The organism is Herbaspirillum rhizosphaerae (assembly GCF_001189965.1).
In the GTDB taxonomy this organism is placed as follows: domain Bacteria; phylum Pseudomonadota; class Gammaproteobacteria; order Burkholderiales; family Burkholderiaceae_D; genus Herbaspirillum; species Herbaspirillum rhizosphaerae.
Genome location: NZ_LFLU01000009.1, coordinates 158589 through 184482, shown reverse-complemented (window position 1 = coordinate 184482; position 25894 = coordinate 158589). Strand labels below are relative to the sequence as shown.

Sequence of the window (25894 nt, the reverse complement as noted above, 5' to 3'; positions counted from 1 at the left end):
GAAATCCTGCCGGTGACGGTCCGATGGGCCGCTGGATCGAGCCGGCCGGTTACCGATGTAAATTTCTCCTTTGCCGGCAATACCGCCGCTATCATGGCGCGCGGGCGTCGAACGGCGTACATGCGCATCCGTTCAACAAGCGGCGAGACAGACGACAAACAGGCCGGGACACAGACTTTTTTGCAGCCGGATCGTTTTTTGTTGTCCACAGCTCATCGGTAATGGCGACGCAGCCTTGGTCGCTGGTACACTGACGCTCCGCGTGGATGCCCGGATTTCTCAGGTTTATGCCTGATGATCCGACCCGCCACGCCATCGGCGGCGTTTTGACAGACGTCGGCTTCGGCGTCGAACCAGCCTTTAACAAGCATTAATGTGACTCAAGTTTCCTTAAAAACAGATTCCCTGGCCTACGGCCTGCATGGCGCCGCACAGGCGATCGTCAGCGTGCGCGAGGGCACCGCCCTGCCGCAGGCGCTGGCGCGCATCTTTTCGCACAGCGACGCCACGCCGCAGGCGCGCGGCGCGATCCAGGATCTGTCCTATCTGAGCATGCGCAAGCTGGGCGTGGCCGACGGCCTGCTCGGCCTGCTGGCCAACAAACCGCCGCAACCCGAGGTGCTGCACGGCCTGCTGACCTGTGCGCTGAGCCTGCTGCTGGATGAGGCCGATCCGGCCTACGACGATTTCACGGTGGTCAATCAAGCGGTCGAGGCCGCAGCCGCCGATCCCGAGATGAGCCATGCCAAAGGCGTGGTCAACGCCATCCTGCGCCGCTTCCTGCGCGAACGCGCGGGCTTGCTGCCGCAAGTGGAGAAGACGCCGGCCGGCGCATGGAATTATCCGACCTGGTGGATCGACCGCCTCAAGGCCGCCTATCCCGAGCAGTGGCAAGCCATCCTGCGCGCCGGCAATGCGCCGCCGCCGCTGACCCTGCGCGTCAATCGGCGCAAGACCAGCGTTGCCGACTACCTGCAGACGCTGGCCGCGCAAGGCGTCGGCGCACGCCAGGTCGGCCCCGATGCCGTACGCCTGGACAAACCTGTGCCGGTCGCGCAGATCGATGGCTTCGCCGCGGGTCTGGTCTCCGTGCAGGACGCGGCAGCGCAGCTGGCGGCCCCTTTGCTGGACGTGCAGGACGGCATGCGCGTACTCGACGCCTGTGCCGCTCCCGGCGGCAAAACCGGCCATCTGCTTGAATGCGCCGATATCGACCTGGTGGCGCTGGACCATGATCCCAAACGTCTGCGCCGGATTGAAGAAAACCTGCAGCGCCTGCAGCTGCATGCCGCGCTCAAGGCCGGCGATGCGCGTGCCGGCGGCGACACGGACGACGGCTGGTGGGACGGTAAACCATTCGACCGCATCCTCGCCGACATCCCTTGCACCGCCTCCGGCATCGTGCGCCGCCATCCGGACATCCGCTGGCTGCGCCGCAAAACCGATACGGCGCAACTCGCAACACTTTCCTCGCAAATCCTAGACAATCTTTGGCAGATGCTAAAGCCGGATGGTAAATTGCTGTTGGTAACTTGTTCGTTGTGGCCGCAGGAATCGGAAGATCAGGCTGCCGCGTTTGCCCAACGCAACCAGGCCATCCGACTGCCAGCTCCAGGTCAATTGCTGCCGACCGCCGGTGCAGAAACCGACCACGACGGCTTGTTTTATGCGCTGTTTCAGAAAACTGGACCATGAATTGACGCAATCGGCCCTTATTTCCACTCATCTGCCGCCATTCCGCCATTTGCCACCGGCGGCGGCATCGACAGCAGTACGCCTGTTCTGGCAACTGCGCTGCGTGTTGCTGGCGCTTGCCCTGCTGTTCTCGCAGACCAACAGCCACGCCGCGGAAATCGATATCCAACAAGCCTCGCTGGAAGCAACCGACGACGGCTATCGGCTGTCGACGTCGTATTCCTTCGAACTCAATCGCAGCCTGGAAGACGCGCTGGTACGCGGCGTGCCGCTGTACTTCACCACCGATGTGCAACTGACGCGGCGCCGCTGGTACTGGTTCGATGAAGTATCGGTGTCGGTCTCGCGCACGGTGCGCATCTCTTACAACGTGTTGACCCGCCAGTATCACGCCTCGACCAGCGGCCAGCTGCAACAAAGTTTTTCGACGCTGGAAGACGCCATGTCGCTGATCCGCCGGCCGCCGCGCTGGATCATTGCCGACAAGAGCACCCTCACGTCCGGCGATATCTACAAGGTCGGCCTGCGCATGCGCCTGGACGTGGCCCAGTTGCCCAAACCGTTCCAGATCAACGCGCTCAATAACAGCGACTGGCGCCTTTCCTCCGACTGGAAAGAATTCACCTTCAAAGTCGAATGACCCGGACCCTGCGCTATTTGCTGGTGGTAGGCGGCGGCGTCATCAGCATCCTGCTGTTCCTGCTGGCCTCGGCCTCCGAGAATTCCGCCCTGTTCGATCAGCACTACCCCTGGCTGCTCGGCCTGAATGCGCTGGCGGCGATCGCGTTGCTGTTCCTGGTCGTGCTGCTGCTCACACGGCTGTACAAACGCTACCGGCGCGGCAAGTTCGGCTCCAAATTGCTGGCGCGGCTGGTGATGCTGTTTGCGCTGATCGGCATTTTGCCCGGCGCAGTGATCTATCTGGTGTCGGTGCAGTTCGTCTCGCGCTCGATCGAATCCTGGTTTGACGTGCGCATGGAAGCGGCGCTGGAATCCGGCCTGAACCTCGGCCGCAATGCGCTGGACTCGTCATTGACCGACCTCGCTGCGCGCGGACGTTCGATGGCGCAGGAACTGGCCGACATGTCCGAGTCCGAGCAGGTCACGTACCTGTCGCGGCAGCGCGACCAAAACATGGAAATCACCATCGTCAACGCCAACGGCCAGGTTCTCGCGACCGTTGGCGGGCGCATCGGCGTGCTGACGCCGGCCGTGCCGACCGCCGCGATGATGCGCCAGGCCAAAGTCACACGCGGCTTCTCAGTGGTGGAAAGCGACGATTCGCGCCCGCTCAACGGCGAGTCGGATTCGGACGGCAACCTGCGCCTGCACGTGGTGATCTCGGTGCCTGCCTCGTCCAAAGCCATGGGCCTGCAAAACGACAGCCGTTTCCTGCAGATCCTGCAGCCGGTACCGGACTACCTCGCCACCAACGCGGAAACCCTGCGGCTGGCCTACAGCGAATACCAGCAGCGCTCGGTGGCGCGTTCCGGCCTGCGCAAGATTTACATCGTCACGCTGACCCTGACGCTGCTGCTGGCCATCTTCGGCGCCATCGCCAGCGCCTTCCTGATCGCCAGCGACCTGGCCAAACCTTTGCTGCTGCTGGCCGAAGGCACCAAGGCCGTGGCCGAAGGCAACCTGTCGCCGCGCCCCATCGTCAGCACCTCCGACGAGCTCGGCACGCTGACCCAGTCCTTCAACACCATGACGCGGCAACTGCTGGAAGCCCGTACCTCGGTGGAAAAGAACCGCGCCGAGCTGGAAAACGCCAAGGCCTATCTGGAATCCGTGCTGGCCAACATGTCGGCCGGCGTGATGGTGCTCGACAGCGAGTTCTCCATCGTCAGCGTCAACGACTCGGTGCGCCGTATCCTCGGCTACGACTTCAGCGGCCGCATCGGCACGCCGCTGCACACCATCGAAGGCCAGGCGCTGTTTGCCGAAGCAATCATCAAGGCCTTCTCCGAACAGCGCGCGCAACTGGCCTCCGACGCCACCGACAGCCTGCACTGGCAACAGCAGATCGAGTTGCCGCATCGCGGCGCAAACACCGACGGCAGCGACGTCCCGGCGCCGGAAACCCGCAAGGAAGGCAACAAGGAAGGCGACTCGACCAGCGGCAAGATCACCTTGCTGGCGCGCGGATCGCACTTGCCGGTGGAAAGCGGCGTCGGCTATGTGGTAGTGTTCGACGATATCAGCAACGTGATTTCCGCCCAGCGCTCGATTGCCTGGGGTGAAGTGGCGCGGCGTCTGGCCCATGAGATCAAGAATCCGCTGACGCCGATCCAGCTCTCCGCCGAGCGCCTGCAGATGCGCCTGGCCGACAAGCTGCTGCCGCAGGATGCAGCGATACTGGAAAAAAGCACGACCACGATTGTGAATCAGGTCACCGCCATGAAGCACATGGTCGACGACTTCCGCGAATACGCGAAGACGCCGCCGGCCAAACCTTCCGCGCTGGACCTGAATGCCTTGACCGAAGAGATTTTGCACTTGTACCTGGCCGGCGACGGTCGCGACAGCATCCACGTCAAGCTGGCGCCCGATCTGCCCAAGGTCATGGGCGACGCCACGCAATTGCGCCAGGTCATCCACAACCTGCTGCAGAACGCGCAGGACGCGGTTGCCGAGAACGGCGACATCGCGCCGCGCATTGAAGTGGCAACGGAACTGATCAAGTACCAGGGCTCGGGCGGCGCAGCGCGCGGCGCCGTGCGCCTGACCATCACAGATAACGGCCCCGGCTTCGGCCCAAAGATTTTGGCGAACGCGTTCGAACCTTATGTAACATCGAAACCAAAAGGCACCGGTTTGGGCCTGGCAATGGTCAAGAAAATCATCGATGAACATGGAGGCCGCGTCGATATACAAAATCGAAGCGAAACAAGAGGCGCAAAAATATTGATTTTGCTGTTAAAGTTAGCATCCGATGCATAAGGATTAAGATTTTTGTTATAGCTGCCGTTGATACATGGGTCTTTACCTAGTAAGGTTGCGAAATTAGCCCGGCGTTTTTTTGTGTCTGCGTGCCGTACCATTATGCGTACTGTCCTAGCCGACACATCCAGACACACTTAGCCAGATTGATTTTGCAGCGGTGCTTGATAAAGAATTCAGCGGTCGCACAGAAAATCTCAAAAATATCTAGTGAGGAAAGCAGGCACATGGCTAACATCCTGGTCGTCGATGACGAAATGGGCATCCGCGAATTGCTCTCGGAGATTTTGGGCGACGAAGGACATGTCGTAGCAACCGCCGAAAATGCACAGCAGGCGCGTGAATTGCGTTCGGGCAGCGTCCCCGATCTGGTGTTGCTCGACATCTGGATGCCTGACACCGATGGCGTGACCCTGCTCAAGGAATGGCAACGCGACGGCCTGCTGACCATGCCGGTCATCATGATGTCCGGCCACGCCACTATCGACACCGCCGTCGAAGCCACCCGCATCGGCGCGCTCAACTTCCTCGAAAAGCCGATCGCCCTGCAAAAACTGCTCAAGGCGGTCCAGCAAGGTTTGTCGCACAGCCGCGAACCGGCGCGTCCGGTGTCCTATATCCGTCCGACGGTTGCGGCCAGCGCCGACAACCTCGATCACCATGCAAGTCCGCCGTCGTCTTACGCGCCCGCCGCCGACACCCTGCACCACGGGCACGGCATGGCCGTCGCGCCGGCCTATGCGCCGATTGCCGACAACGCTTCCAACATTTCCTTCGACTTGCCGCTGCGCGAAGCACGCGATGCGTTCGAGCGCGCTTATTTCGAATATCACCTGGTGCGCGAGAACGGCAGCATGACGCGCGTGGCCGAACGCACCGGGCTGGAACGCACGCACTTGTACCGCAAGCTGAAGCAGTTGGGTGTGGAACCCGGCAAACTGTCCAAAAAGAGCATCTGATCCTGATGCCTGACGGCAAAGCGGGCCTGCCCGTTTTGCCGCTTACCGTATTTCTACCGTCCCTCTCCCGTCGGCCTTTGCGCCTGCTCCATCGTTGTTTACCTTGATTGCGGGCAAGCGCGCCGGAACCTTCCCGCCCTGCGCTTATCCACTCTGAAGGCAGCTCGCCTGTTTGTTCATGTCATTTTGTTATCCGGGGCACAAGTTCTCCCCGATTGCGCCGTAACACACTTAGGGAGATTCAAAAACGAGTCCGGGGGGAGCACCTCCCCCTGCCCTTGAAATCCCCGGATATGACGCCACTTCCTTCACAAAGCTAGCATTTGCATAAGGAGCCACTATGAACCTGATCTACAACAGTGAGCAATACAGCGTCGTTGAATTCGGTGCCGACCGTGACCATGAAGCCTTGCGCTTCGGCGGTTATGAAATCATGGACAAGTCGGGCCAGCGCGAAATCTACATCGACGGCCCCGCCGCCGAACTGTTTCGCAAGGATGTGCAAGAGTTGATCGCGACGGAACCGTCGATGGAAGACATCGATACCTTCCTCAGCAAGTACGATCTGATGATGCGCCATCCGATGACCTTGCACTAAACACGAAGCAATCCCGCAGCATTCGTCCTGGCGGGATTGCTTCGCGCCGGTAGTCCCCGGCAGTTCCCTCCGCTCTCCCCCGCACTTTTCCACACGGCTATAATGTCAGGCTTCTTCCGCATCCAAGCCTGAAGTGAACTCGTCCCCCATCACCAGCAGCCAGACCGGCATTCATGAGCAGCTCGCCACGCTGGTCGCTAGGCACCTTGCGACGCCCTTCCGCAAACCCGTCACCGCCTACAACCGCAACGCCTTCGACGCCAGCATCGCCGCGTGGCGCGCGGCCGGGTCGCCGCCGCTGATCCTCGATACCGGCTGCGGCGTCGGACTGTCTTCGTACAACCTGGCGGTTGAGTTTCCGGATCACTTCGTGCTCGGCATCGATCAGTCCGAAGACCGTCTGGCGCGCAATACCCACTGGAGCGGTCCCGCGCCGCTGAATCTGTACTTCGTGCGCGCCGACCTGGTCGACTACTGGCGCCTGCTGCTGGAGGCCGGCATCTCGCCCGCGCGCCAGTATCTGCTCTACCCCAATCCCTGGCCCAAGATCGGCCACGTGGCGCGGCGCTGGCAGGGCCACGCGGTGTTTCCGACCATCGTTGCGCTGGGCGGCTATATCGAATGCCGCAGCAACTGGCACATCTACATTGAAGAATTCGCCGCCGCGCTCAACCAGGCCGCGGCGGGCAAGCTCGACCGCGTGGCGGCGAGCGAGGCCTACACGACCGCTGCGCCGATCACGCCGTTTGAGCGCAAGTACCTCGCCTCCGGCCATGCGCTATGGCGCTGTCGCGTACACGTGGCGTAACGCCTTGTCCCCGCCTGCATCGATGCCCCTTCTTCCAACCTGCGCCCCCAGGGCCTTTCATCCCGGATATCCCATATGAGTTTCGCCGTCGTCGCCCTGGTGCTCTGCGCCGCCCTGCTGCACGCCTCCTGGAACGCTTTGCTGAAAAGCAGCGGCGACCGCCTGGCCTCGCTGACCGTCATGACCATCGGCGCCGGCATCGGCGCCATTCCGCTGGTGGTGTTCACACCGCTGCCGCATGCGGACGCCTGGTTCTACATCATCCTCTCGGCGATCCTGCATACCGGCTACAACCTGTTCCTGATCCGCGCCTATCGCATCGGCGATTTCGGTCAGTCGTATCCGATTGCGCGCGGCTCATCGCCGATGCTGGTGTCGATCGGCGCCGCCATCTTCGTCGGCGAGCAAATGAGCGCTTACACCTGGCTGGGCGTGGCGCTGGTGTCGATCGGCATCGTCAGCCTGGCGCACATCAAAGACCGCCGCAACCTGTCCGGACCGATTGCCGCCTTCACCACCGGCGCCTTCATCGCCGCCTATACGGTCACCGACGGCATCGGCGCGCGGCTGGCGGGCAACGCCATCTCCTATTCGGGATGGCTGTTCGTGCTCGACAGCTTTCCGCTGGCGTTGATTTTCATGTGGATGCACCGGCGCCTGCCGATGGCGACAGAACGCAAGCAGAACTGGCTCAGCCTCGCGGGCGGCGTCATGTCCTTGCTGGCTTACGGGATTGTGATCTGGGCGGTGACGCTGGCGCCGATGGGGACCGTCTCGGCATTGCGCGAGACGTCGGTGCTGTTTGCAGCGTTGATCGGAGCGATCTTTTTAGGAGAAAAACTGACGATGCGGCGCATCTTCGCCTGCCTCGTCATTACCGTCGGCGCTATCGTGCTGGGGATGCATCGCTAGGGCCTGTTAACAATTAATTTGCGAGATGCGTTGTTCCCTGAAAGCGTGCTGGCAAGGCGCGTGGCGCAGCAGGTGGTGGCCCACCTGCAAGCCATGCAACGCCGCCAGCGCGCTTTCAGGGAACAACCCTTCGGGAACGGCGGCCGGCGTCGCCTGCCGTTGTTGCAGCTCCTTGCCGTAGCACCGCTACGACGCGTCGCTGCGCCTAGGCAGTCAACGCCGGCCGCACGTTCGCACTCGTAAATTAATTGTTAACAGGCCCTAGTACGATAGCGCCAAGGTAAATGAAACCTTAAATTTCGACCTTGGTTCCCAATTCCACCACCCGGTTCGCCGGAATATGGAAGAAATCAGAAGGCTTGGCGCCGTTCTGGTACATCCACGCGAACAGCTGTTCGCGCCACAGCGACATGCCCAGCAACTTGCTCGGCACCACCGTATCGCGCGCCAGGAAGAAGGACGTGTCCATCAGCTCAAACTCCATGTTGAACTGCGCCGCCGTCAGGTCCAGCACCTTGTTCACCTCCGGCGCTTCCTTGAAGCCGAACGCCGCGCGCAGCAGATAGACGTTGCCGCCCATGTCCTTGAGCGTCAGGCGCTCTTCATCGGACACATACGGTACGTCCCAGATACTGATCTTCAGGAAGAACACCCGTTCGTGCAGGATGCGGTTGTGCTTGAGGTTATGCAGCAGCGCCACCGGCACGGTGTTGATATTGCCGGTCATGAACACCGCCGTGCCGCCGACGCGATGCGGCGGATGCGCCAGCAGGCCTTCGACGAAAGGCTCCAGCGGAATGCCGTCGTCCTTGATGCGCATGCGCAGCAACATGCGGCCTGAATACCAGGTCATCAGGAGGAAGAACGCCGCGCCGCCCAACAACAACGGGAACCAGCCGCCATCCGCGATCTTCAGCAAATTGGCCGTGAAGAACGCAAGGTCGACCGTGAGGAAAGCGCCGATCACCAGCGTCACCAGCACCGGATGCCATTTCCATTCGATGCGCATGACCACCGCCGCCAGCATGGTCGTAATCACCATCGTGGTCGTCACCGCCACGCCGTACGCCGCCGCCAGGTTGTCGGACTTCTTGAACGCCAGCACCACCGCCACCACCAGCACCAGCAGCATCCAGTTGATCAGCGGAATATAGATCTGGCCGCGCTCGTCTTCCGACGTATGCAGAATGCGCATGCGCGGCACGAAGCCCAGCAGGATCGCCTGGCTGGTCAGCGAGAACGCGCCGGAAATCACCGCCTGCGACGCAATCACCGTCGCAAAGGTCGCCAGCACCACCATCGGCACCAGCAGCACCTCCGGCACCATCAGATAAAACGGATTCTTGATCGCCTCAGGATTGGCCAGCAGATTGGCGCCCTGGCCGAAGTAATTGATCACCAGGCACGGCATCACGGTGTACAACCAGGCGAAGCGGATCGGACGAATGCCGAAATGGCCCATGTCCGCATACAGCGCTTCGGCGCCGGTCAGCACCAGCACCACCGAACCGAGCACGATGAAGGCCTGCAGCGAATGCTCGATCATGAAATGCACGGCGTAGTAGGGGTTGATCGCCACCATGATGCCCGGCGCCTTGAGAATATGGAACAAGCCCAGGGCGCCCAGCGAAATGAACCAGATGAACATGATCGGGCCGAACAGCTTGCCGACCAGATTGGTGCCGTGGCGCTGGATCAGGAACAGTGCGATCAGAATCACCAGCGTCAGCGGAATCACGTAATGCGAGGTCCCCGGCGCGGCGATATCCATCCCCTCCACCGCCGACAGCACGGAAATCGCCGGCGTGATCACCACGTCGCCGTAAAACATGCAGGCGCCGAACACGCCCAGCATCATCAGGAACTTGGCGCGCGGCGAGCCGCTCACGGCCGTGCGCAGCGACAGCGCCATCAGCGCCAGCACGCCGCCTTCGCCGTTGTTGTCGGCGCGCATGACGAACAGCACGTATTTGAGCGAGACCACGATCGTGATCGACCAGAACAGCATGGAGATGATGCCCAGCACGGCGTCATGCGAAAACGCGATGCCGTGTTCCGGACTGAAGCATTCTTTAAGCGCATACAGCGGGCTGGTGCCGATGTCGCCGAACACGACGCCCAGTGCTGCCAGAGTAATGATGTGGAGTTTTTGCGACCGGAAGGAATAATTTGGTCTGACCTGAGATGAACTCATTGTTTTCCCGTATTTGGTGTTGATGCTTTTAGTTCAAGTTGCGTACCGGCAGCGGCTGCGCAGTTGTTCGCGTTGTTCGACTTGATTGCAGCCAGCGATTGCAGAGCCGGTAAGCGCGTACTTTATCGCACTATTTCCCCGGCGGGATGCTGCGTTGCGCAAAGGCATCTGTCTTGCGTGTCGGCCTTGACATTGCAACAAGGCCGGGCATCGGCGAGCGCCGTCGGGCGGCGATTTTTTTCAAAAAACGCAACGCGCGGCAATGGCTTCCAAAATGCAGCGAAAACCGCATAAAGATATGCAATAAACGCGTTTTTCATTCTTCCGGCGGCTTTATATACTCCTAGCTCATAAAGAACTGCGGCTTTCGCTGCTGTTTGTTCTTAAGACTGTTTTTTCCGGGTGTCTTTCTACTTTTCTCTTCTTCTCGTCCTGACACGAGAGGAGTGCAGTATCAACACGAGGTATCCATGTTCGCCAAACGATTTCTTTCCGCCGCGCTCAGCATGAGCGTCATTGCGACTGCGGCCACCATCGGCGCACCGTCGCTGGCGCGCGCCGAAGGCCAGTTGCGTATCGCCGAACAATTCGGCGTCGTCTATTTATTGCTGAATGTCGCTCAGGATCAGAAGCTGATCGAAAAGCATGGCAAGGCCCAGGGCGTCGACATCAAGGTCGACTGGGTGAAGCTGTCGGGCGGCTCGGCCGTCAATGACGCGCTGCTGTCGGGCGCGATCGACATCGCCGGCGCCGGCGTCGGTCCGCTGCTGACCATCTGGGACCGCACCCACGGCCGCCAGAATGTGCGCGGCGTCGCTTCGCTGGGCAACCTGCCCTACTACCTGGTCAGCAACAACCCCAACGTCAAGACCATCGCCGACCTGAGCGACAAAGACCGCATCGCGCTGCCCGCCGTCGGCGTCTCGGTGCAATCGCGCGTGCTGCAACTGGCCTCGGCCAAGCAATGGGGCGATGCGCAATACAACAAGCTCGACAAGATCAGCGTAGCCGTACCACATCCCGACGCCGCTGCCGCCATCATCAACGGCGGCACCGAGATCAGCGCACACTTCGGCAATCCGCCGTTCCAGGAACAGGAACTGGCCGGCAATCCCAAAGCCCACATCATCCTGAATTCGTATCAAGTTCTTGGCGGCCCGTCGTCGGCCACCGTTTTGTACGCCACCGAAAAATTCCGCAAAGACAATCCCAAAACGTACAAGGCCTTCGTCGCCGCGCTCGATGAAGCAGCCAAATTTGTCACCGCCAATCCGGACAAGGCGGCCGATACCTACATCCGCGTCAGCAACGCCAGGATCGACCGCGACCTGCTGCTGAAGATCATCAAGAACCCGGAAGTGCAATTCAAGATCACGCCGCAAAACACCTATCCGCTCGCCGAATTCATGCAACGCGTCGGCGCCATCAAGAACAAACCGGCCTCGGTGAAGGAATATTTCTTCGACGACGCCCACATCAACGGAGGCAGCTGAAATGCGCTTCACCTCACTGCTCGTCACCACCGCCACCGCCCTCATCGCCTCGCTGGGTTTCAGCGCCGGCGCCCATGCTGAAGGCCAGATCCGCATCGCCCAGCAATTCGGTATCGGCTACCTGATCCTCGACGTCGTGCAAGACCAGAAGCTGATCGAAAAGTACGGCAAACAGCAAGGCCTCGACATCAAGGTCGAGTGGAACAGCATCTCCGGCGCCACCGCCATGAACGAAGCGCTGCTGGCCGGTGCGCTCGACGTGGTCTCGGCCGGCATGCCGCCGATGCTGACGCTGTGGGACCGCACGCGCGGCCGCCAGAACGTCAAGGCGATCGCATCGCTGGGCTCCATGCCCAACTATTTGCTGAGCAATAATCCCAAGGTCAAGACGCTGCAAGACCTGAGCGACAAAGACCGCATCGCGGTGCCGGCCGCCGGCGTCGGCTATCAGTCGCGTACCCTGCAGATCGAAACTGCGCGCGTGTTCGGCAAAGCCGACTACAAGCGCTTCGACAATATTTCGGTGAGCCTGTCGCATCCCGACGCCACCGTGGCGCTGATCTCCGGCGGCTCTGAAATCAACACGCATTTCTCCAGCCCGCCGTTCCAGTACCAGGCGCTGGAGAACAAGAACGTGCACAAGATCATCAGTTCCTACGACATCCTCGGCGGCCCGGCGACCTTCAACGTGCTTTACACCACGCAGAAATTCCACGACGACAATCCCAAGACCTACAAGGCCTTCTATAGCGCGCTGGTCGAAGCCGCGCAATTCATCCGCGCCAACAAGGCCAAGGCGGCCGACACCTTCATTCGCGTGCAGAAGTCCAAGCTGGCGCCGGAGTTCGTGCGCAAGATCGTCGAAGATCCGGAAATCGATTTCACCGTCTCGCCGCAACGCAGCTACGTCTACGCCGACAAGCTGCACGACATCGGCGTGCTGAAGAATCGCGCCGCGTCGTGGAAAGACTACTTTTTTGAAGAAGCGTATGCACAACCAGGCAGCTGATCAGGCGCAAACAGGATTGCACGCGGTTGAGGGCGGCCGCGGCCACTCGCCGCTGCTGCATGTCGACCGCGTCGGCCTGCAATATCGCAGCGCCACCGCCGTGGTGCAAGCCACGCACGACGTCAGCTTCGACGTCTATCCTGCCGACCGTTTCGTATTGCTCGGCCCGTCGGGTTGCGGCAAGTCGAGTCTGCTGAAAGCAGTCGCCGGCTTTCTCAAACCTGCCGCCGGCGAAATCCGCCTCGACGGCGCCGCCATCCACCAGCCCGGGCCGGACCGCATCGTCGTGTTTCAGGAGTTCGACCAGTTGCCGCCGTGGAAAACGGTCAAGCAAAACGTCATGTTCCCGCTGCTGGCCTCACGCACGCTGGGCAAGCGTGAAGCCGCCGAACGCGCCCTGCACTATCTCGATAAGGTCGGTCTCGGCAAATTCGCCGATGCCTATCCGCATACGCTGTCCGGCGGCATGAAGGCGCGCGTAGCGATTGCCCGTGCATTGGCGATGCAACCGAAGATCCTGCTGATGGACGAGCCCTTTGCCGCACTCGACGCGCTGACGCGCCGCAAGATGCAGGAAGAGCTGCTGATCCTGTGGGAAGAAGTACGCTTCACGCTGCTGTTCGTCACCCACTCGATCGAAGAAGCGCTGGTGGTCGGCAACCGCATCCTGCTGCTGTCGCCGCATCCCGGCCGCGTGCGTGCCGAGATCAACAGCCACCAGTACGACTTGCAAAGTATCGGCGGCGTCGGTTTCCAGGAAACCGCGCGGCGCGTCCACCGGCTGCTGTTCGACGAAGGCCAGGCCGAACCGGCGGCGCAGGTCAATTTCAAGGACGTGCGATTTTCGTATTGAGTGAATATCAGCGTGGGACGCAGTAGCAGACAGCGTCCCACGCGAAGAAAACATTGCGACGACTATCTGGGTTTGCATATACCCGTTATCAGCGAGCGCGCGGCTCACGGCAGCGCGGTTCGCGCATCATGAGGCCACTTAACCTCCAGGAGTCCGCCATGAGCGCAACCGCCACATCATCCCAGCCGGCCTACAGCACAGAACAAAGCGAAGTGCTGAAGCCCATCGAACAATACTTCCTCGGCCACGCCCGCGATGATGCTGCCCACATGCGGCAGGCTTTCCTGCCGACTGCGCACATCGAATCGATGCGCGACGGCGTGTTCACCTCGTGGCCGCTGGACGTCTACTGCGAGCGCTTCAAAGGCACCCCGGCCGCCGACGAAGCGAATCGCCGCCGCACGGTGGACTGGATCGATATTGGCGGCCTCTCGGCAGCCGCCAAAATCACGCTGGTGCACGGCCCGGTCACCTTCACCGATTACTTCGTGCTGTTGAAAACAGCCGACGGCTGGAAGATCGCCAACAAGGCCTTCCACGGCCGTCCGAGCTAAGTCTCCGCAACTCCCCCCTCCAGTTTCTCTCCCTTTCCCGCCGCCCCGCTCCTGCATACGCAGGGCACCGGCGGCGATTGCCTCCTTCGCTTTCCCCCGACAAACCACCATATACGAAATTCGCATTTGTTTGTGCGAAATGATTCGTGTGCGGCGCAATCGCTCTCCATTACGGTAAAGGATTTTTAACACGATACGGCAATCCACAAGGTCGAGTCCGCCATGAATCTCTCCCCACCCATCCGCGCAGAATACGAAATCACCCTCACGCCGTTGGACAACGTCCCGCTGGAACGCACGCTGTCGCTGCCGCAACGGATATGGCAGCAAAGCTGGGTGCGCAAGACCGTCATTCTGCTGATACTGGCCGTGATCTGGGAAGTCGTGGCCCGCATCCAGAACAATGACTTGCTGCTGCCGGGCTTCGTGCAGACGGCGCAGGCGTTCGTCGACGGCATCGCCACCGGTGAACTGATCGGCAAGGTATGGATTTCGCTGAAAGTGCTGCTCAAGGGTTACCTGATCGGCATCGTGCTGGCGTTTGCGCTGACGACGCTCGCAGTGTCGACGCAACTGGGCCGCGATCTGCTCAGCACGCTGACGTCGATGTTCAATCCCCTGCCGGCAATCGCCATGTTGCCGTTGGCCTTGCTGTGGTTTGGCCTGGGCGAGAACAGCCTGATCTTTGTACTCGTGCATTCGGTGTTGTGGGCACTGGCGCTGAATACCTACGCCGGGTTTCTGGGGGTGTCGGATACCTTGCGCATGGCGGGACGCAACTATGGCTTGCGCGGATTGCGGTTTGTGATTTTCATGCTGGTGCCTGCGGCATTGCCGTCCATCCTTGCCGGCCTGCGCATCGGCTGGGCGTTCGCATGGCGCACGCTGATTGCCGCGGAGCTGGTGTTCGGGGCGTCCAGCGGCAAAGGCGGGCTGGGTTGGTACATCTTCCAGAATCGTAACGAACTCTATACCGATAAAGTGTTTGCCGGGTTGGCGATGGTGATTTTGATCGGCTTGCTGGTGGAGAATCTGGGTTTTAACGTGATTGAGCGAGTTACCGTCAAGCGCTGGGGGATGCAGCGCTAGCCCGTCGACTGCTCCTTCAGGTTTCGGCCCAGAGTCGCAAGAGATTGTGATAATGCCCGGCCAACACAACCGTTTCATCGCTGTCGCCATGGCGCCCGCGCAATGCGTGGATGGCCTGGTCCAGCTCAAACATCATGCTGCGCCGATGGTCGTCGCGGATCATGCTCTGGGTCCAGAAGAAAGCCGCGACGCGGCAACCGCGGGTCACGGGCAAGACCTCGTGCCGGCTGGTCGACGGATAGAGGATCAGGTCGCCCGCCGGCAGCTTGATTTCATGCACGCCATAGGTGTCGTGCACAACCAGTTCTCCGCCGTCGTAGTCGCCGGGGTCGCTCAGGAACAGCGTGGACGACACGTCGGTGCGCAACTGCTGGTCGGCCCCGGGGGTTTTGCGTACCGCGCCATCGATATGCACGCCGTAACGTTCGCCGCCTTCATACCGGTTGAACAAGGGCGGCATGGTGCGCGCAGGAAGCGCGGCGGCAAAGAACGTTGCGTTGGCCGCCAACGCCGTCATGATCTCGCCTCCCAGTTTGCGACCGATGGCGCAATGCCCGGGCAACTGACGATTGCGTTTGACACGCGCCCCTTGCGACCCGACGGTCGCGCGACCGTCCGTCCAGTCGGCGGCGTCGAGCCTGTTGCGCAACGACAGTACCTGCTGCGTGGTAAGGACGCCGGGAATGTGCAACAACATCATGTACTCCTTGTAAGACAAGTCCGGAGCCGCAAGACCCGCCTGCCGGATTGCGCCGCGGCGAGGCCTTGCCCTGCGGTTGAGATAACCCCGCCGGCAGCCGCAAATCAATAGGCCAGATTCAGGCTGAGCCTGGCGGAACGCTCGGCGCCGGGGATATAGCGCGCGCCGCTGTTGTTCAGCGAAGCGACATAGCGTTCGTTGGTAAGGTTGTACAGATTCAGCTGAACGTTGACGTTCTTGCTGAGCTGGTATGCCGCCATGGCATCAGCAATCCAGTAACTCTGGGCGTAAGGCGTGTTGGTCGTGCCGCTTATCGTGGTGCTGGCGGTCCGCGCAATCGTGTCGACGTAGCGGATGCCGCCGCCGATAGTGAAACCTGACGGCAGCAGATAGGTGCTCCATAGCGTCATGGTCTTCTTCGGCGAGAAGCTCATTGCGGCGTTGTTCTGATTGCTGGTGGCGGACGCATTGCTTGTGCCGCTTGACACTTTGGCGTTCATCAATGCTGCGCTGGCATTGACCGACCAGCTCGAAGTAATTTCACCGGAAGCTGACAGTTCGAGGCCGTCGACGCGCTTCTTGCCGTTTTGCACGTACAGATTGCTGGTGACGGCATCCTGCGTGATCTCGTTGCTGACTTCAGTCCGGAACAAGACCGCCGACACCAACAATTTCTTGTTGAAAACTTCCCACTTGGTACCCACTTCCGTCGTGCCGGTTTTCTGCGGCGCGAAATTGGGATTGTCGGCGCTGCTGCCGGTGGTGCTCAGGGCAAACGCAGCGCCTCCCGGCGGCTGCTGCGATGTCGCATAGGCAGCATAGATGCTGCCGTTGCTGGCCGGCTTATAGAGTGCACCGATCTTCCAGTTCAGCAGGGTTCCGCCTTTGCCGAGCGTGACCGGCACCAGCGTTCCGACCGGCAAACCCGGCGCGCTGTCGGCCGTCGACAGGGTAATGCCGTTGTAGTCGGTGTTGTAACGATCCAGCCGCACACCGCCGTTCACTTGAAACTGCGGGCTCAGTTCCAGCGTATCGAAGAGATAGGCGCCAATCGTGTTGGTCGTGCCTTCGTTGCGAGCGCCGCTTGGGCGCACCGACAAACTCGCCGGCGCATAGGCATCGGGAGCGTAGAGATTTGCGGCGGCGAGCGTGCCGGCGTACAGCACGGCGGTCTGTTTTTCGCGGATGAATTCCACGCCGGTGGTGACCGCATGCTTGATGGCGCCGGTATTGAATTTGATGACGGCGTTGGTCTGATTGGTGAAAATCTCGTTGCCCCGATCAAGCGTCTGCGCCAGCCGGCTGACCGTCCAGTTGGCCGGGTTCGAGGCGCTGCCGTCGATCACGAACGGACTGCCGATCCGGTAGTCCTGTTTGGTCTTGCCGTAACGCATGATGTTGCGAATCGTCATGCCGGCGCTGAGGTCGTGTTCGAAGATCGCGGTAAACATGTCGCTGGTGCTCTTGTCGTAGTCGTTGGCCGTGCCGTAATAATTGCTGCGTGCGACCGCGGCGCCGTTTTTACCGACCGTGCTGGCGTTGTAAAAACCCGGTGTGCCGATGGTCGGAAGGCCGGCGTCCGGCACATTGTTGCGATCCACATGCAGATAGTCGAACAACAGGCGTGTCGGCGTCCCCAGTCCGATGGCGAAGGACGGTGCAATCGCCCAGCGCTTGTTGTTCACGCGGTCGCGGCCCGGCACGCCGCTGTCTTGCGTCATCAGGTTGAGGCGGAACGCACTGCCGTTGAGACCGTCGATCTGACGATTGAAATCGGCGGTGAGGCGTTTGTTGTTGCCGGTGCCGTAGGTGGCGCTACCGGAATAGGCATTCTCCAGCGTCGGCTGTTTGGTCACCATGTTGATGTAACCGGTCGGCGCGCCGCGGCCGTTGTCGGCGCCGGCCGGTCCTTTGACGACTTCGACCTGTTCAATGTTGAACAGGTCGCGCGAGACGCTGCCGGCGTCGCGGATGTTGTCGACGAAGATGCTGTTGGCGGTGTTGAAGCCGCGCATGAAAATCGCATCGCCGGTTGATGTGGCGCCGTTTTCGCCGGTGTTGAAAGTACCGACGCCCGCGCTGTTCTGCAATGCTTCTGTCAGCGTTGTCGCCTGTTGCGACTGCATCAATTCCTTCTTGATGACGGTGATGGTTTGCGTAGTGTCGACCAGCGGCTGCGTGAATTTGGGCGAACTGACGCGCTCGGCCTTGTAGGACTCGTTGCGTTCCTTGATTTCGACCGGCGGCAGATTGCCGTCATTCTGTTGCGCCGAAACGTTAAACGGCGCAGCCAGCGCCAGCGTTGAGGCGGCGATGGAAATGCCCAGCGAAGTGCGCAAGTTAAGTGGAAGGCCGGCAGCGCCGTGTTTTCTGCTCTTGATATGAATAGACATTGAATTTCCCAGTGGTAAGTGACGGTCAGCGCCGACCTCCGGATAACGCGATTCGGGAAGACTGGCTGGCTGGGAAAAAGAGGGGCGGGCTGCGGATCGAACGGGATATCTTGTTGCTGTGGTCGGCGCAGCGAATATAGTTTTGGCTTCGACCGAATGCAACGCATTCGGGCACGGCGATGCAGATATTCCGGTTTCCTTGATATTCGCCAATTCTCTCCTCGAAACTAGTCGGCAGAGGCGACGTGTTGTCTCGGGATTTTTATCGTTCGCTAAAAGACCCCGCTGTATGCAGGGAAAGCACTGCGCAGCATGTTTTTGTGGAGCCGGAACGCAGGCGTACAATAAAGCGCATGAACGACATGACCATTGCCACCACCATTTCCCTGACCGACCTGGAAGAAGCCATCAACTACTGGCGCATCCAGCGCCCCGCCACAGGCGAAGAATGCGCGCTGTCGCCCGAGGTCAACGCCTTGGCCGACGTCTATGCGGTGATGATCATCGAACATTCGCATGCCGTCGATCCGGGCACTCTCGGCAAGGAGCCGCTGCAGCTGATCGATGCCTGGCGCAAGGCACGCGCCCGCGTCTGAATATCGGCCGGGGCGCGCTTGTCACATTTGTAGCGTATGATTTTTATCACATGCTGCATTGAACAATTCGCTTGATGCGCAGTCTGCTGTATTCCAACTGCAAGGAACAAGATGCGACGCAAACCCGCTGTGAGTCCTTCCCCGACCTCCGTTTCAACTGAACGCAAGCATCGCATTGCATTGGTGCTGCAAGGCGGCGGCGCCCTCGGCGCCTACCAGGCCGGCGTTTATCAAGCCATGCACGAGAACAACCTGACGCCGGACTGGGTGATCGGCACCTCGATCGGCGCCATCAACGCCGCCATCATCGCCGGCAATGAACGCGAGTTCCGCATCCAGCGCCTGCGCGAATTCTGGGAAAGCATCTCGCACGACGACCTGATCAATCTGCAACAAGTCCCCGATTCCACACGGCAACTGGCGACCTGGATGACCACCATGGACACCTTCGCGCGCGGCGTGCCGGGATTCTTTACCCCGCGCCCGTTCAATCCCTTCGCCATCGGCTTGCCGGTGCCGCCGGAAGAAGCCAGTTTCTATAACACCGAGGCGCTGCGCACTACGCTCAACAAATACGTCGATTTTGACTATCTCAACAACAAGGATGTCGGCATCCGCATGACCATCAGCGCCGTCAAGGTCACCTGCGGCACACTGGTCAAGTTCGACACCGACAGCCAATCCATCAGCGCCGAGCACGTGATGGCCAGCGGCGCCTTGCCGCCCGGCTTTGCGCCGGTGCGCGTGGACGGCGACCTGTACTGGGACGGCGGCCTGTATTCGAACACGCCGCTGGAGGCTGTGCTCAGCGACGAGCCGCGCCAGGATACGCTGTGCATGATGGTCGACCTGTGGCATGCCGACGGCCCCGAGCCGCGCACCTACGAAGAAGTCCAGACGCGCCAGAAGGATGTCACCTTCGCCTCGCGCTCGCAGCGCCATATCGAGGCCTATTTGAAGCAATACCAGTTGCGCAAGCTGGCGCGCGAACTCTACGAACGCCTGCCGGCCGACCTGCGCAAACCCGCCGACCGCAAGCAACTGGCGGAACTGGGCGCCGACACCACCATCCACATCGTGCGCCTGCCCTACGCGGGACGCGACTGGAACATGGCGTCCAAGGATGTGAACTTCTCGCGCGGCTCGATCGAGTGGCGCTGGGAACAAGGTTATCAGGATGCCATGCGTGGCATTGAAGTCAGCCAGGGCTGCCCGTTCCAGGTCTCGGATGCGGGCGTCGTGGTGCACGAATTGCCGCCGGTCGTCGAGGTGGCAACCGGCTGACGGCGCACGGTGTTAGCCCTGTGCAATAACAAATTATGTTGTTTATGTTGCAATTTTCGACATTTTTGTGCGACGCACAAAAAATTCTTGACCTCACCATTTAAGTGCGTAAAATAGTATTTGTTGCGGCGCACAAAAATAGTTTTACGAGACCGAAGCCGCCAGTCCCAGCTGTTTTTTGAAAAACCAAAGGAGAAGCACATGTTTTCGTATCAAGACCAATTTTCCGCTGCAACCAAGACCCACTTCCAGGCTCAACTGGACCTGATCAACACGCTGACCACCAAGACTTTCGAAGGTCTGGAAAAGATCGTCGAACTGAACCTGAGCGCCGCCAAGGCATCGCTGGAAGAGTCCGCCGCTACTGCACAGCAATTCGCATCCATCAAGGATCCGCAAGAACTGCTGGCCCTGGCGCAAGCACAAGCGCAACCGACCGCAGAAAAGGCAGCCGCTTACGGCCGTCATCTGGCAAGCATCGTCTCGGCTACCCAGGCTGAACTGACCAAGGCAACTGAAGCGCAAGTCGCCGAAACCAGCCGCAAAGTCAGCGCCCTGGTCGACGAAATCGCCAAGAATGCACCAGCCGGTTCGGAAAACGCCGTGGCCCTGCTGAAGTCGGCTATCGGCAACGCCAACGCCAGCTACGAGCAACTGACCAAGAACACCAAGCAAGCTGTGGAAACACTGGAAGGCCACCTGAGCAACGCGGCCAAGCAATTCACACAAGTTGCTGAAAAGACCACCAGCCGCAAGAAGTAATTCGCAAGAATTAACGCTACGGCGCAGTCGCCAGACTGCTGCAAGACTTGAAACGGATCGCCTTGGCGGTCCGTTTTTTATTGTCCTTCTTACTGCCCGCCCCACAAAGCTCGGCCCTTTCCTCTCCGCTCTTCCTGCATTGCCGCGCCAATCCGGCCAGAAACTCATTTACACTCAAATTCTCACAAATCGAGAATTCAATTTTCAAATATGAGAAAAATGAGGAATTATCCGGTCATGAACTCAGCCGCCGCCACTCCGCAAGCTCCCGTCGTCGCCACCAGCGAGCGTTCGCTCATGGTGTTGTCGGTAATCGCCCGGCACGGCAAACCGATCGCCGTGCGCAAGCTGAAAGAGCTGACCGGTCTGCCGCAAAGCACGCTGTACCGCCATCTGCTGCCGCTGAAAAAATGGGGCCTGGTGCAGGAGCAGGACAATTTTTACGCGCCCGGTCCGCTCAGCGTGCAACTGGCCTGGGGCTTCGACCACACCTCTTATCTGGTCAGCAACGCCCAGCCGGAAATGCTGCAGCTGGCCAAGAAATGCGGCGAGAGCGTCGGACTGATGGTGGCCGTGAACGATCAGGTCACCTGCCTGGACATGGTCGACAGCGAACAATCGCTGCGCTGCTCGTTTTCCAAAGGCCGTTCGCATCCGCTGTCGCGCGGCGCATCCGCCAAGGCGGTGCTGGCGCATCTGCCGATCGCCATGGCCGACAACATCGTGCAGCGCCAGTTGCACGGCCAGGACGAAGAGATCGCCCGCCTGCAAAACGAACTCGCCGCCATCCGCGCGCAGGGTTATGCAGTCAGCGAGGGCGAAGTCGACTGGGGCGTGTGGGGCGTGAGCGCGCCGGTGTTTTACAAACCCGGCCAGGCGGTCGGCGCCATCACCCTGATGGCGCCTGCAATCCGGGCCGAAGAGCGGCAGCGCGAGCTGATTGCCGCCACGGTCCAGGCCGCCGCCGCCATCAGCGAACGTCTTTCATTGTTTTAAGCCAGCAGTTTTCAGCCGTCATCAGAACTATTCACTCCAGGGAGAAACCATGATTCACCGCCGCCGCTTTGCCAGCATGCTCGCCGTCAGCCTTGCTTTCAGTTTCGCCGCCAGTGTCGTTCCCACACTGGCCTCCGCCCAGACCGTCGACGTCATCCGCGTCGCCACCGACGCCACCTTCCCGCCGTTTGAATTCTTCAAGGACGGCAAGCGCACCGGTTTCGATATCGAGCTGATCGAATTGCTGGCCAAGACCATGCACAAGAAAGTCGAATGGACCGACATCGATTTCAAAGGCCTGATCCCCGGCCTGGTGTCGCGCCGCTTCGACGTCGCTTCGTCGGCGATCTACATCACCGAAGAGCGCCGCCGCGTAGTCAACTTCACCGATCCTTACTACCCGGGCGGCCTGGTGGTGCTGACCAAGGCCAGCAATACCTCGATCAAGCAACCGTCGGATCTGGCCGGCAAGAAAGTCTCGGTACAGGTCGGCACCAAGTCGGCCAATTATCTGAAAGAGTACTACCCGCAAGCCGAGCGCATCGAAGTCGAAAAGAACCAGGAAATGTTCAACCTGGTTGAAATCGGCCGCGCCGACGCCGCCGTCACCGGCAAGCCGGCCGCCATCGAATACGCCAAGACCCGTCCCGGCATGAAGGTGCTGGACAAGCAAGTCAGCGTCGAACTGTACGGCTACGCGGTGCGCAAGGACCTGCCGCAGCTGACCGAAGAAATGAACGTCGCGCTGAAGAAGGTCAAGCTCGACGGCAGCTACGACAAGCTGGTGCAGAAGTGGCTGTCGTCGTCGGCCAAGTAACTAACAAGAAACAAGAACCTGTTTGCGATCCGTAGCGAGAGGCCATCAGCCGGTGGCGGCCGGAGCACAGGAACCGGAATGTACTTCAGTGCATGATGATTCCGAGCACCGCCCGACACCGGATCATGGCCTCGCAGTAGGATCGCAAGCAGGTTATAGACGTAAGGAGAAGAGATGAGCTTGGATTTTTTGCCGGTGCTTGAGGGCTGGCCCGACCTGCTGCATGGCGCGATCGTGACGGTGGAAATCACCGCCGCATCGCTGGTGCTGGGTTGCATTCTAGGTCTGCTGGTCGGCCTGGGCCGGCTGGACCGCAGCAAGCGCCTGCGCTATGCCATCTGTACTGCTTACGTCACCTTCATCCGCGGCACGCCGCTGCTGGTGCAGTTGTTCCTGCTGTTCTTCGGCTTGCCGCAATTCGACATCCTGCTGCCGGCCTTCCTGTGCGGCGTGCTGGGCATGGGCATCTACTCGGGTGCTTATGTGTCGGAAATCGTGCGCGGTGCCATCCAGTCGATCGACAAGGGGCAGATGGAAGCGGCGCGTTCGCTGGGCATGTCGTCCGGCAAAGCGATGCGCACCATCATCCTGCCGCAGGCCGTGGTGCGCATGATTCCGCCGCTGGGCAACGAGTTCATCGCGCTGATCAAGAACTCGGCGCTGGTGTCGCTGCTGACCATCGCCGACCTGATGCACGAAGGCCAGAAGATCATCAGCGTGTCCTACCGTTCGCTGGAAGTCTACATCGCCGTCGCGCTGGTGTATCTGGTGCTGACCAGCCTTACCAGCATGGCCCTGCAACGGGTCGAGAAACACCTGCGCGCAGGAGGAGCCGTCTGATGCAGCCGTCCACAACATCCCCCATGATCAACATCGCCAAACTCGGCAAGTCCTTCTCCGGCCACCGCATCCTGCACGGCATCGACCTCGAAGTCGCCGCCTCGCAAGTAGTCGTCATCATCGGTCCCAGCGGTTCCGGCAAGAGCACCCTATTGCGCTGCTGCAACGGACTGGAAGTCGCCGAGGAAGGCAACATCTCCATCTGCAATCAGGACCTGCTGGTCAACGGCAAGATGATCGCCGACCACGCCCTGAACGATTTGCGCACGCAGGTCGGCATGGTGTTCCAGTCGTTCAACCTGTTCCCGCATCTGTCGGTACTGGAGAACGTGACGGTCGGTCCGCGCAAGATCCGCGGCACATCCAAAGAAGAAGCCGAGACCCTGGCGCGCAGCCTGCTGGCGAAAGTCGGCCTGGCCGCCAAAGTCGACGCCATGCCGGCCACGCTGTCGGGCGGCCAAAAGCAGCGCGTGGCGATTGCCCGCGCGCTGGCGATGCAACCGAAAGTCATGTTGTTCGACGAACCGACTTCGGCGCTCGATCCGGAACTGGTCGGCGAAGTGCTGCAAGTGATGAAGGCGCTCGCCAACGAAGGCATGACCATGATCGTGGTCACGCATGAAATGGGGTTTGCACGCGAGGTGGCCGATGTCGTCGTGGTCATGGACCAGGGCCGCATCGTCGAGGCCGGCAAACCCGATCAGATCTTCGTCAATCCGAAACAGGAGCGCACCCGCAGCTTCTTGCAGGCGGTATTGACCCGCAACAATTCTTCCGCCGCAGAACCCGCCTCGGCATAAAGACAGCGACAGACAAGACGAAAAATATGGATCACTCTCTCTGGAACGGCCGCCTCGACCACGACAGCGCCGGCGACACGCGCCGCCTGTACCAACTGGTGCGGCCCTTCGACAACAGCATCCGGAACGGCAGTGCGCTGATCGGCTTCGCCAGCGATGAAGGCGTACGCCGCAACCATGGCCGCGTCGGTGCGGCGCAAGGGCCGGACGCGATCCGCCGCATGATGGCGAATCTCCCGGCGCATCGCATTGAGGCGCTGTCCGACGCCGGCAACATCGATTGCAACGACGGCGACCTGGAACAGGCGCAGCAACGGCTGGCGTCCAAGATCGCCGACGTCAAGTCGCAGGGCGTGTTCCCGCTGGTGCTGGGCGGCGGCCATGAAGTGGCTTACGGCACCTTCCTCGGCATCACACGCCATTTCGGCAAGGCCATGGCGCAGCGCAAACTGCTGATCGTCAACTTCGACGCCCACTTCGACCTGCGCGAAGCGGAACGCTCCACCTCCGGCACGCCGTTCAAGCAAATGGCGGAATGGTGCGAATGGGCCGACGTCGAGTTTCACTATCTCTGCTACGGCATCAGCCAGCTCGGCAACACGCCGGCGCTGTTCAACCGCGCGCGACAGCTGGATGTCGACTACGTGATGGATACCGACGTCGCGCTCGGCAGCCTCAACACCCTGAATGCGCAACTGCATACACGGCTGTCGCAAGTGGACGACGTCTACCTGACCATCGACCTCGACGTGCTGCCCGGCGAAAAGGCGCCCGGCGTCTCGGCGCCGGCTGCTTACGGCATGGCGCTGGAAAAAGTCGAGCGGCTGGTGAGCACCATCAAGGCCAGCGGCAAACTGGCTGCGGCCGACATCGCCGAATGCAATCCGGTCTATGACCGCGACGGCATGACCGCCAAGGTAGCGGCGCGATTGGCGCATCTGATCCTGCAGCCGGCCTGATATCGTCATGCGCGGGATAAATCCCGTCATTCGTCCTATACTGTTTTCATGCCCCACCTGATTCCACAATCCAAGCAACGCCTGATGCGCTGGAAAAACGGCGGCGGCATGACGTGCGAAATCATGCGTTTCCCGCAAGACAGTTCACTGGAGGCATTCGACTGGCGCGTCAGCGTCGCCACCGTGCAGCAAGGCGGTGCGTTCTCCTTGTTCCCGGGTGTGGACCGCTCGCTGGCGATACTGGAAGGCAAAGGCATCGCGCTCGACATCGCCGGCGTCGCGCAGACACTGACGCCGCGCGACCCGGTATTGCGCTTCGACGGCGCCACTGCCGTCCAGTCCGAACTGATCAGCGGCGGCATCGTCGACTTCAACGTCATGACGCGCCGCGCTGCTTTCACCCACACGGTGGAACAGATCACCGTCATACAGCAGACGGCGCTGCCGATGCATGGCGATGCGGTATTGATCTATGTGGTCAACGGCAGTTGCAGCCTGTCCGATGAGTACAAGCTGCACGCGGGCGATGCGGTGATGTTCAGCGCGGAAGAGAAGAGTTGCATCCTGGACGCCAGCGCTGCGGAACTGATGCTGGTGCGCTTGTACCGCCAGGCAGCGTAACCGTCACCATCGCGTCACC

The 25894-nt window shown here is 60.7% G+C and carries 24 protein-coding genes; 21 read left to right on the top strand and 3 right to left on the bottom strand.

The genetic code is table 11. The features are described 5' to 3' along the window. Window positions 1-375: 375 nt before the first annotated feature. The 7 genes from rsmB to AKL25_RS14345 all read left to right on the top strand — a co-directional run bounded on the left by rsmB (window position 376) and on the right by AKL25_RS14345 (window position 7915). Entirely contained in the window at window positions 376-1695 is a 1320-nt protein-coding gene (rsmB, locus tag AKL25_RS14375) for a 16S rRNA (cytosine(967)-C(5))-methyltransferase RsmB (protein WP_050478368.1), read from the top strand. Next, a complete protein-coding gene (locus AKL25_RS14370; RefSeq protein ID WP_240475748.1) occupies window positions 1667-2335 on the top strand; it encodes a DUF4390 domain-containing protein in 669 nt (222 codons plus the stop codon). The genes rsmB and AKL25_RS14370 overlap by 29 nt, the downstream gene beginning before the upstream one ends. Next, window positions 2332-4638, top strand: a complete 2307-nt coding sequence (locus tag AKL25_RS14365) for a sensor histidine kinase (RefSeq protein WP_050478367.1) — start codon at window positions 2332-2334, stop codon at window positions 4636-4638. The genes AKL25_RS14370 and AKL25_RS14365 overlap by 4 nt, the downstream gene beginning before the upstream one ends. A 227-nt stretch (window positions 4639-4865) precedes the next feature. After that, a complete protein-coding gene (locus AKL25_RS14360) occupies window positions 4866-5597 on the top strand; it encodes a response regulator (RefSeq protein WP_050478366.1) in 732 nt (243 codons plus the stop codon). A gap of 340 nt (window positions 5598-5937) precedes the next feature. Further along, a complete protein-coding gene (locus AKL25_RS14355; RefSeq protein ID WP_050478365.1) occupies window positions 5938-6195 on the top strand; it encodes a BTH_I0359 family protein in 258 nt (85 codons plus the stop codon). Between the two features lie 133 nt (window positions 6196-6328). Then, window positions 6329-7003, top strand: coding sequence for a tRNA (guanine(46)-N(7))-methyltransferase TrmB (trmB, locus tag AKL25_RS14350; protein WP_050478364.1), 675 nt, complete (start codon window positions 6329-6331; stop codon window positions 7001-7003). A 75-nt stretch (window positions 7004-7078) separates the two neighbouring features. Continuing rightward, window positions 7079-7915: a DMT family transporter gene (locus AKL25_RS14345; RefSeq protein WP_050478363.1), complete on the top strand. Its 837-nt coding sequence runs from the start codon at window positions 7079-7081 to the stop codon at window positions 7913-7915. Window positions 7916-8207: 292 nt separating this feature from the next. Here AKL25_RS14345 and AKL25_RS14340 read toward each other — a convergent pair whose 3' ends face one another. Next, window positions 8208-10109 carry a potassium transporter Kup gene (locus AKL25_RS14340; protein ID WP_050478362.1) on the bottom strand — a complete coding sequence of 634 codons (1902 nt, stop codon included), beginning with the start codon at window positions 10107-10109 and terminating at the stop codon, window positions 8208-8210. 506 nt (window positions 10110-10615) lie between these two features. Here AKL25_RS14340 and AKL25_RS14335 point away from each other — a divergent pair. The 5 genes from AKL25_RS14335 (at window position 10616) to AKL25_RS14315 (ending at window position 15107) form a co-directional block, all read left to right on the top strand. Continuing rightward, the gene (locus tag AKL25_RS14335; RefSeq protein WP_420840714.1) at window positions 10616-11602 is read left to right on the top strand and encodes an ABC transporter substrate-binding protein; all 987 of its coding nucleotides are present in this window, start codon (window positions 10616-10618) and stop codon (window positions 11600-11602) included. Between the two features lies 1 nt (window position 11603). Then, on the top strand, window positions 11604-12611 hold the full coding sequence (locus tag AKL25_RS14330; RefSeq protein ID WP_050478360.1) for an ABC transporter substrate-binding protein: 1008 nt from the start codon (window positions 11604-11606) through the stop codon (window positions 12609-12611). Continuing rightward, window positions 12592-13464, top strand: coding sequence for an ABC transporter ATP-binding protein (locus AKL25_RS14325; RefSeq protein ID WP_240475747.1), 873 nt, complete (start codon window positions 12592-12594; stop codon window positions 13462-13464). Before AKL25_RS14330 ends, AKL25_RS14325 begins: the two co-directional genes overlap by 20 nt. A gap of 158 nt (window positions 13465-13622) precedes the next feature. Further along, a complete protein-coding gene (locus AKL25_RS14320; RefSeq protein WP_050478359.1) occupies window positions 13623-14018 on the top strand; it encodes a nuclear transport factor 2 family protein in 396 nt (131 codons plus the stop codon). A 222-nt stretch (window positions 14019-14240) separates the two neighbouring features. Then, complete coding sequence (locus tag AKL25_RS14315) at window positions 14241-15107, top strand: ABC transporter permease (protein ID WP_050478358.1); 867 nt, start codon at window positions 14241-14243, stop codon at window positions 15105-15107. 16 nt (window positions 15108-15123) lie between these two features. On the opposite strand, the gene AKL25_RS14310 is transcribed toward AKL25_RS14315, so the two are convergent. Next, entirely contained in the window at window positions 15124-15804 is a 681-nt protein-coding gene (locus AKL25_RS14310; protein ID WP_050478357.1) for a Fe2+-dependent dioxygenase, read from the bottom strand. A 107-nt stretch (window positions 15805-15911) separates the two neighbouring features. Continuing rightward, complete coding sequence (locus tag AKL25_RS14305; protein WP_050478356.1) at window positions 15912-18200, bottom strand: catecholate siderophore receptor Fiu; 2289 nt, start codon at window positions 18198-18200, stop codon at window positions 15912-15914. Window positions 18201-18553: 353 nt separating this feature from the next. On the opposite strand from AKL25_RS14305, the gene AKL25_RS14300 reads away from it, so the two are divergent. The 9 genes from AKL25_RS14300 (at window position 18554) to AKL25_RS14260 (ending at window position 25875) form a co-directional block, all read left to right on the top strand. Further along, window positions 18554-18796, top strand: a complete 243-nt coding sequence (locus AKL25_RS14300) for a DUF3717 domain-containing protein (protein ID WP_050478355.1) — start codon at window positions 18554-18556, stop codon at window positions 18794-18796. 111 nt (window positions 18797-18907) lie between these two features. Beyond that, the gene (locus tag AKL25_RS14295; protein WP_050478354.1) at window positions 18908-20080 is read left to right on the top strand and encodes a patatin-like phospholipase family protein; all 1173 of its coding nucleotides are present in this window, start codon (window positions 18908-18910) and stop codon (window positions 20078-20080) included. 201 nt (window positions 20081-20281) lie between these two features. Beyond that, window positions 20282-20842, top strand: coding sequence for a TIGR01841 family phasin (gene phaP / locus AKL25_RS14290; RefSeq protein ID WP_050478353.1), 561 nt, complete (start codon window positions 20282-20284; stop codon window positions 20840-20842). A gap of 237 nt (window positions 20843-21079) precedes the next feature. Next, window positions 21080-21838: an IclR family transcriptional regulator gene (locus AKL25_RS14285; RefSeq protein ID WP_050478402.1), complete on the top strand. Its 759-nt coding sequence runs from the start codon at window positions 21080-21082 to the stop codon at window positions 21836-21838. Between the two features lie 49 nt (window positions 21839-21887). After that, complete coding sequence (locus AKL25_RS14280; RefSeq protein WP_050478352.1) at window positions 21888-22655, top strand: transporter substrate-binding domain-containing protein; 768 nt, start codon at window positions 21888-21890, stop codon at window positions 22653-22655. 174 nt (window positions 22656-22829) lie between these two features. Further along, window positions 22830-23495 (top strand): amino acid ABC transporter permease, encoded by a 666-nt coding sequence (locus tag AKL25_RS14275; RefSeq protein ID WP_050478351.1) that lies wholly within the window; start codon window positions 22830-22832, stop codon window positions 23493-23495. Next, a complete protein-coding gene (locus AKL25_RS14270; protein WP_050478350.1) occupies window positions 23495-24295 on the top strand; it encodes an amino acid ABC transporter ATP-binding protein in 801 nt (266 codons plus the stop codon). The genes AKL25_RS14275 and AKL25_RS14270 overlap by 1 nt, the downstream gene beginning before the upstream one ends. A gap of 26 nt (window positions 24296-24321) precedes the next feature. Next, window positions 24322-25254 (top strand): formimidoylglutamase, encoded by a 933-nt coding sequence (gene hutG, locus AKL25_RS14265; RefSeq protein ID WP_050478349.1) that lies wholly within the window; start codon window positions 24322-24324, stop codon window positions 25252-25254. A gap of 48 nt (window positions 25255-25302) precedes the next feature. Then, entirely contained in the window at window positions 25303-25875 is a 573-nt protein-coding gene (locus tag AKL25_RS14260; protein WP_050478348.1) for a HutD/Ves family protein, read from the top strand. Window positions 25876-25894 lie beyond the last annotated feature (19 nt).